The 6,307-nt window shown below is 39.8% G+C and carries 8 protein-coding genes; 3 read left to right on the top strand and 5 right to left on the bottom strand.

Annotated features, from left to right (window positions below):
- Positions 1-214: 214 nt before the first annotated feature.
- Positions 215-454, bottom strand: coding sequence for a DUF4222 domain-containing protein (locus KW828_RS04950; protein WP_218335319.1), 240 nt, complete (start codon positions 452-454; stop codon positions 215-217).
- Positions 455-766: 312 nt separating this feature from the next.
- Between KW828_RS04950 and KW828_RS04945 the strand changes: the two genes are divergently transcribed.
- A complete protein-coding gene (locus tag KW828_RS04945) occupies positions 767-1,447 on the top strand; it encodes a hypothetical protein (RefSeq protein ID WP_218335318.1) in 681 nt (226 codons plus the stop codon).
- Between the two features lie 55 nt (positions 1,448-1,502).
- Here KW828_RS04945 and KW828_RS04940 read toward each other — a convergent pair whose 3' ends face one another.
- Genes KW828_RS04940 through KW828_RS04925 form a run of 4 tightly spaced genes read right to left on the bottom strand, consistent with a single transcriptional unit; the run spans position 1,503 to position 4,477 of the window.
- Positions 1,503-2,765, bottom strand: coding sequence for a DUF6056 family protein (locus tag KW828_RS04940; protein ID WP_218335317.1), 1,263 nt, complete (start codon positions 2,763-2,765; stop codon positions 1,503-1,505).
- Entirely contained in the window at positions 2,749-3,198 is a 450-nt protein-coding gene (locus KW828_RS04935; RefSeq protein WP_218335316.1) for a hypothetical protein, read from the bottom strand. The genes KW828_RS04940 and KW828_RS04935 overlap by 17 nt, the downstream gene beginning before the upstream one ends.
- On the bottom strand, positions 3,195-4,118 hold the full coding sequence (locus KW828_RS04930; protein WP_218335315.1) for a glycosyltransferase family 2 protein: 924 nt from the start codon (positions 4,116-4,118) through the stop codon (positions 3,195-3,197). Before KW828_RS04930 ends, KW828_RS04935 begins: the two co-directional genes overlap by 4 nt.
- The gene (locus KW828_RS04925; protein WP_218335314.1) at positions 4,115-4,477 is read right to left on the bottom strand and encodes a GtrA family protein; all 363 of its coding nucleotides are present in this window, start codon (positions 4,475-4,477) and stop codon (positions 4,115-4,117) included. The genes KW828_RS04930 and KW828_RS04925 overlap by 4 nt, the downstream gene beginning before the upstream one ends.
- 335 nt (positions 4,478-4,812) lie before the next feature.
- On the opposite strand from KW828_RS04925, the gene KW828_RS04920 reads away from it, so the two are divergent.
- A complete protein-coding gene (locus tag KW828_RS04920; protein ID WP_218335313.1) occupies positions 4,813-5,835 on the top strand; it encodes an acyltransferase in 1,023 nt (340 codons plus the stop codon).
- Positions 5,836-5,969: 134 nt separating this feature from the next.
- Positions 5,970-6,194, top strand: coding sequence for a DNA polymerase V (locus KW828_RS04915; RefSeq protein WP_218335312.1), 225 nt, complete (start codon positions 5,970-5,972; stop codon positions 6,192-6,194).
- The last annotated feature ends 113 nt before the right edge of the window (positions 6,195-6,307 follow it).

Below are 6,307 nucleotides of genomic sequence, written 5' to 3'. Positions count from 1 at the left end.
ACTATATCGTTGGATATTACAGCACGCTCAGGCCGCATGAATATAACGGTGGCTTACCCCCAAACGAATCGGAAAAACGATACTGGAAAAACTCTAACGCGGTGGCCAGTTTTTGTTGACCACTTCATTGTTATAACTGGGAGTGATGCTACAGTAAGGATAATGAGCACCGATGTGAGCCAAATCATTATCTCTCCCTATGCAATAAATATGGTCATGCCGCACGAGCCGCCCGCAACTTCTTAATGTGCTCTGATGTTTCCATTTCCGCTTCGATCCGCGCCACTTCGAATTTGTTGATGGGCTCGAAATCGTGCTGAAAGCGGTCCATGCTGGCGATGCAGGTTCGACCGTTTCTGATGTAGTGGATGACTTCGTGGGTAGAGCGGATGATTTTGCATGGAGCGCCGTGTAAATCGGCGTACCAACTACCGGGCAGGATTATCCTGAACATTGGCTGACTCCTGCATTTTCAGGAAAACTATCTAATGGTGCATCTCATGGCTTGAACTTTGCTCCAACTTACAACAAGGGATCGACAACCCAGCTTTTCACCAAAACAAGCCTTTCAGTGCATACAAATTATATGCACGGATTTGCAGGCTCGGGCTTTAAATGGGGCAATACTTATTACAGTCATAGTTCAGCAAACGGTAGTGATGGTAATGGGCAATGGGGGCATGTTTTTGATGGCAATATTGCCGAGATGGCAGTTACGGCCGATGGATCAGAAACCAACCAGCGATCATGATTCCGTATAGAAGCTTTGTCTTCTGGTATCAATATCCGCGGATTGAGCTTTAGAAACATTTATGCTTATGGTAACAACCAAAGCAATGCAGGACACGCTAACCTGCTTTCGATGGCCGCTTCTAATGGAGGAAATGCATATGCAAGCTTAGAGGGTGCGGTATCTATTCCTAACGGGCCAGGAAACACAACCCAAGATGTAATAGTCAATGGTGCTGGCGCACATCTATATCTTAAGGGCGATTGTATTCTTCCAAATGGATTTAGTTCGACAAATAATGGCTACATACACTTCCAGCAAGTGCCTATTATTACAAATAAAACCTTGCCATTATCAACCGCAACAGCTATCTGTTCTTTGCAAAGCACACAAGGTAAAGTAGCTCGTTATGCAGGAGAGTTAAGCATCGTCGTCAGAAGAACTCATCCATCAAACGAAAACGGTAACATTTCCTACTACCGACTAGGGGTAACTAAGCATGATGCCGGAGGAAGTACATTACTTGTTAAAGTACTGGCTACAGGCGGCTACGCGGATACAACCCCTGGCGTTGGGGCATCTAGCTGGCCTGTATTCACATGGTCTCTGAATACCTCTACAAACAATATCGTTGCCACGCCAGCAGCCAATGTTGGGGGAGTAGAATTTTGGTTCGAAATTGTTGCGTCTGGGCAGATAGTTGCTAGTACGATATAAGAAAACCCGCGAAAGCGGGTTTTAAGTATGGCACTCACTGATCTTGGTTCTTTATCTAGCTTTTAGTTAAAAAGATGAAGGCAGATGCTATAAAAGTTGCCGAGATTGCATTAATTTTACATGCAAGGAATTGAGAACGGGAAATAATCATAAGTGAGGTCATTACAAGTAATATCTCAGCCACAAATAAAACTCTCATACCAGAAGCATATGCTGTTGGCGAGAACCCTATCGCAATCACTGTTGCTATTGCAATTACTATGGAACCTATGATTAGGTTGTAATTAGCAAGTCTTTGAGAAATAACGTAGCACATAGTGATAACTATAAAAGCAAGGGAAATATAAGAGGGTATGATAGTAAATGGACTAAAGCCTTTGTATTCTTGGACTATTCCAATCAGTGGGCTTTTAATCCCATTGTAGTTAAGAAGAATCATGCATGCTATAAATGCCATTAAAATGACAATGGATATTATGTCATTGCTTTTCTTAGTTTGCATTGTTAACAGAGACCACAATAAGACGACACATATAATCAAGATAACATAATTACCATTCATGAAAAACAAGGCATTAAGTCTGTCGTAGCCCATGCTTACTTTGTCTAAAAAATTCAAATCAAAGTATTCAGGCATTCTTAATGTGCTTTCACTGACCACTCGCTTGAAGTTTCCAGGGGCAATCACAAGTATCACAAAGTTTGCTACCATTACTAGTAACGAGATAATACGATAAGCTGAAAATCTTCCTTTCTTGGAAAGTAGAAAGAACACAGATGCCATTATCAAAGCTAGGGATACCTGCTCATGATTGCATACAATAATCAATGAGAGGACTGATAGAGTTTTAAGTGATTTTGGATATTCGTTAACAAAAGTATAAAAAAAGAACAACCCGAGCGATGCAGGTAGTAAATAATTATAAAACCCAGTGATCCATGAAATTGAGTCTTCATAGATGCCATGAGGAATTAATAATATAGATGCTAAAGATATTGATACATGTCTGATGTCAGATTCATGGAAACATATCTTAGAAATGAAGAAAGCAGATAGCATTAAAAATGACGGTATCATAATCTTAACTAACCAAATGTGAGGTATAGTTAATGCGGTAATAGCTTCAATCGACCATCTTCCTGACCATGTCATGTATCTTTCATGAATAAACGAGAGTAAGTTGCGATCGTCAAGCGCGTTAATGAAATATTGATCGTCTGCAGTGAGTCTGTAAGAGACTGAAAAAAACACGTTAAAACAAACCATGATTATAAATAAAAAACAAAATATTTTTATGTAATCAACCTTTGCAAACATAGTCACCTCTGTAATTCTCTCCATTTTTTCGGGCTACGATTATGGCAATGTTGAAAGGTGCTTTCTCTTTCCCGATGTACATTGATCCTGTAAATCCTTTTAAGGCAGGGGTAAGAGTTAATGGTAACTTGAAAGCCTTTACCACATCTCGTCTTTTGACCGTTTTAGTTTTTAAAGTCTTATAACTTCCGCCGATCATAACTCCCACATTAGTTTTAGTGTACATGTCGTGGTCAATAAATGCCCAGCCATCGACAACCAAGAAGCCATTTTCTACTCGACATGAGTCGATCCTTCCATTGATCCCGCCTATTGTTTCTTTAGGTAAGATAAAATCAGACGGTAAACTCCATGAGAAGTAAAGTAAGAAACTGAACAACAAACCTATCACAAGCAAGGGCTTATATGCTTTAAAAAACAAGTCTCTTATCATTTTTTCTCACTCTTTTTAATAACATAACGAGGCCTGTTTTTTACTTCAATGTATATTCTGCCTATGTATTCTCCGAGGACACCGATCCCGATCAGTTGTACCCCTCCGAGGAAAAGTACGGATACAAGTAGTGATGGATATCCTCTGACCGGATTCCCAAAAGCAATAGTATCTATTACCATCCAGGCACCATAAATGAATGATAGTCCGGCAACAACTAATCCGATATAAGTCCACATACGCAGTGGGAATGTTGAAAAACTAGTGATGCCCTCAAGAGCCAGATTCCACAATTTCCACCCATTAAACTTAGAGTTACCGGCAATGCGATGCGCCCGAGCATACTCCACAACATCGGTTCGTCCGCCAACCCAACTTAAAACACCTTTCATAAAAAGGTTACGTTCTGGTAATAGTTTAATATTCTCAACAACATTACGAGACATTAAGCGGAAATCGCCCACGTTCTCTTCTATTTGTGGGGTGCTTATTTTATTATGAAGCTTATAAAACCATTCTGCAGATTTGCGCTTCAATCTTCCATCAGTAGACCTGTCTGTGCGTTTAGCTAATACCATATCCGCACCTGCTTGCCATTTAGAAATTAAGTGGGGAATAACCTCTATTGGATCCTGAAGGTCAACGTCGATTGGAATTACTGCATCTCCGGAGGCTCGATCAAGACCCGCGAAAAGAGCTGGCTCTTTTCCAAAGTTCCTAGTAAACGACAGCGAAATCACTAGGGGGTCTGCAATAGCAAGTGCATTAATGATTGATTCAGTTGAATCTTTACTCCCATCATTGATAAAAACTATTTCCACTTCGTATTCGGCAAGGCCTTCAAAATCCCTAACTGTTTTATAAAAAATTGGAATCGCATCTTCTTCGTTAAAGACAGGCACGACTAGAGAAATTTTCATTTCGCATCCCTAAAGACAATGAATTTGGAGTAGATGAAACCGCATATCAGACTGATAGCTGAGAATACAACGAGCGTTAGGAGTGGAGCCATCCCGAACCTGTCTGCCTCCCATCCAATTGCCGCGCTCAACGTCCCCATAAATCCCACATAGAGCATGTACCGCATCGTTGTAGTTGATGACTTAAAAGTAAATCTTGCGTTTGCAAAAAAACTAAAACTAACGGCAACAACGAAGCCGCCGAAGTTGGCTAGCGCCTGACCGGTGTGCAGGGCATAGATGCAAACAGAAAAAACCACCCAGTGAATCAGAGTGTTTAAAATGCCTACAGATGCGTATTTGGCGAATAACTTTAACATTATACTAATCAATGTTGTTGGAGATAGACCAAGTGTACCCGACCTCCTTGTGCCGATCATCACTTTAGTATGAAGATAGTGAGCATATCGCTGATTTTTTGTACTGACGCAACCTTTTCTTAGGGGAGGGGACTTGCGTTCACCTACTAGGCGATTTGCATGTTTAAGAATCAAACACAAAAACGCAATCACTCAAGAACGCATAGGATGTTTATCTACGTAATAGTTAGATGAAATCTGCAGTAGTTAAGCGCAACAAATGTTGTTTTTTTTTGCAAAAACATTTACGTTACTGAATTGCTAAATTATCTAATTATACTCGGTGGTGGGAAGAAATGCATGCTAAAAGGAATGTAAATATTGAGACATTAAGATCAATGGCTGTCTTTTCTGTTATCTTAATACATATGGCAGTGCCTGTATTCCATAGCAAGGAAGTTATGAATGATTACACTCCTTTATGGCTCGTTAGTAACGTTTATTACACTTTCTCAAGGTTTTGCGTGCCAATTTTTTTTATAATTGCCACATATATAGCTTTTAACTCGCTATCGACAAATATTGGCTTCTTATCAAAAGTAAAAAGGATTGGCATTCCTTATGTTTTTTGGTCAGCATTGTATTTTATTTTCAATGGTGGAACTGACTTTATCAGTTTTATAAAGCTTACTTTTACAAAATATACATCAGTTCATTTGTGGTTTTTACCAGCTTTCCTAGGTTTTGTTTTTGTTTTGCCTGCGGTAAAAAAGATATTTGAAAATAATTCGGTGCGAGACTTTAAGTACCTACCAGTGCTTATATTCTTTTTCTCAATAGCTTTGCCATCTTTAGTTTACTTTCTAAATACTTTTGTCGGTAATTTTTCTTATCTCAATGGCCTCAACCAGTTTGAACTTACGTTTCCTGCATATATCGCTTATGCATTAGCTTTCCCCTACATCTACCGAAAGGTAAATGTTATACGGTATACCGTTATTTTCATGGTCATTGTATTTATTAATGCGGCGTTAAATATATTTGTCTCACTTAAAACTGGTGTTCCAAATGAGTTTTACTATCAATACACTACCCCTTTAGTATTCATATCGTCATATGTTTTGTTTAATATTTTTATGAGCATTAACTTTGATGTTGTTTACACGCCTGTCAAGGAGTTAATATATAGCATTGGAATGAATTCTTTTGGTATTTATCTTGTGCATTGGATGGTTTTTATGGTGTTAAAACGCAATAATTTAATTTTTGAGCAGGTATCAGTGATGGGCCCGATAGCAAATGCATTATTAATATTGACTATTTCATATGTAATAGTGGTTATTATAAGAAAAATAAAATTCGCAAATTACATAATATAGTCATTACCCATTTAGCTCCATAAATTTTGGTTAAAAGCCTGCAACAGGTGAGATTTACAAATACCGACTTGATCGCAAAAACACTCCTGGCAACACTGTATGCATGTACAGTGCTGGTTTTAAGGAGGGAAGTCATGCCGCGTTACGACGATAAAATCACAGCATTCAACCAGTCGATCACCCGCGAGCCGTCAGGCCGCAAGGTCGTCCGGACCAGTGAGTTTGTGCGCAACCTTGCCGCGCTGAATCACAACCTGTCACTCGATGAGGCGAACCGTTGGGTCAAGATGAACGTAAGGACCTTCCGCGACGCATCGACGGAAGAGGGTGAGGATAAACTCTGGTTCCAGTCAACCTGAACGGAGGGCTGTGACATGAGCTTTCCTTCACCGGCAGCTGATTACGTGCAGGCTACCGTAACAGCCGACAGTATTGCGGACTGACCTCAAACAGCCTGGTTATTCAGACGTCA

Origin of the sequence: Enterobacter sp. ENT03, from assembly GCF_019218745.1 — a bacterium.
Lineage (GTDB): Bacteria > Pseudomonadota > Gammaproteobacteria > Enterobacterales > Enterobacteriaceae > Enterobacter_D.
The sequence above is the reverse complement of the archived record's forward strand: the minus strand, read 5'-3'. Positions and strand labels throughout refer to the sequence as shown.

What these genes read in the sequence shown, in the direction of transcription:
- KW828_RS04920 (WP_218335313.1), top strand. Translation starts at nt 4,813, where the DNA reads ATGCATGCTAAAAGGAATGTAAATATTGAGACATTAAGATCAATGGCT.
- KW828_RS04935 (WP_218335316.1), bottom strand. Translation starts at nt 3,198, where the DNA reads ATGATAAGAGACTTGTTTTTTAAAGCATATAAGCCCTTGCTTGTGATA.
- KW828_RS04930 (WP_218335315.1), bottom strand. Translation starts at nt 4,118, where the DNA reads ATGAAAATTTCTCTAGTCGTGCCTGTCTTTAACGAAGAAGATGCGATT.
- KW828_RS04915 (WP_218335312.1), top strand. Translation starts at nt 5,970, where the DNA reads ATGCCGCGTTACGACGATAAAATCACAGCATTCAACCAGTCGATCACC.
- KW828_RS04925 (WP_218335314.1), bottom strand. Translation starts at nt 4,477, where the DNA reads ATGTTAAAGTTATTCGCCAAATACGCATCTGTAGGCATTTTAAACACT.
- KW828_RS04950 (WP_218335319.1), bottom strand. Translation starts at nt 454, where the DNA reads ATGTTCAGGATAATCCTGCCCGGTAGTTGGTACGCCGATTTACACGGC.
- KW828_RS04940 (WP_218335317.1), bottom strand. Translation starts at nt 2,765, where the DNA reads ATGTTTGCAAAGGTTGATTACATAAAAATATTTTGTTTTTTATTTATA.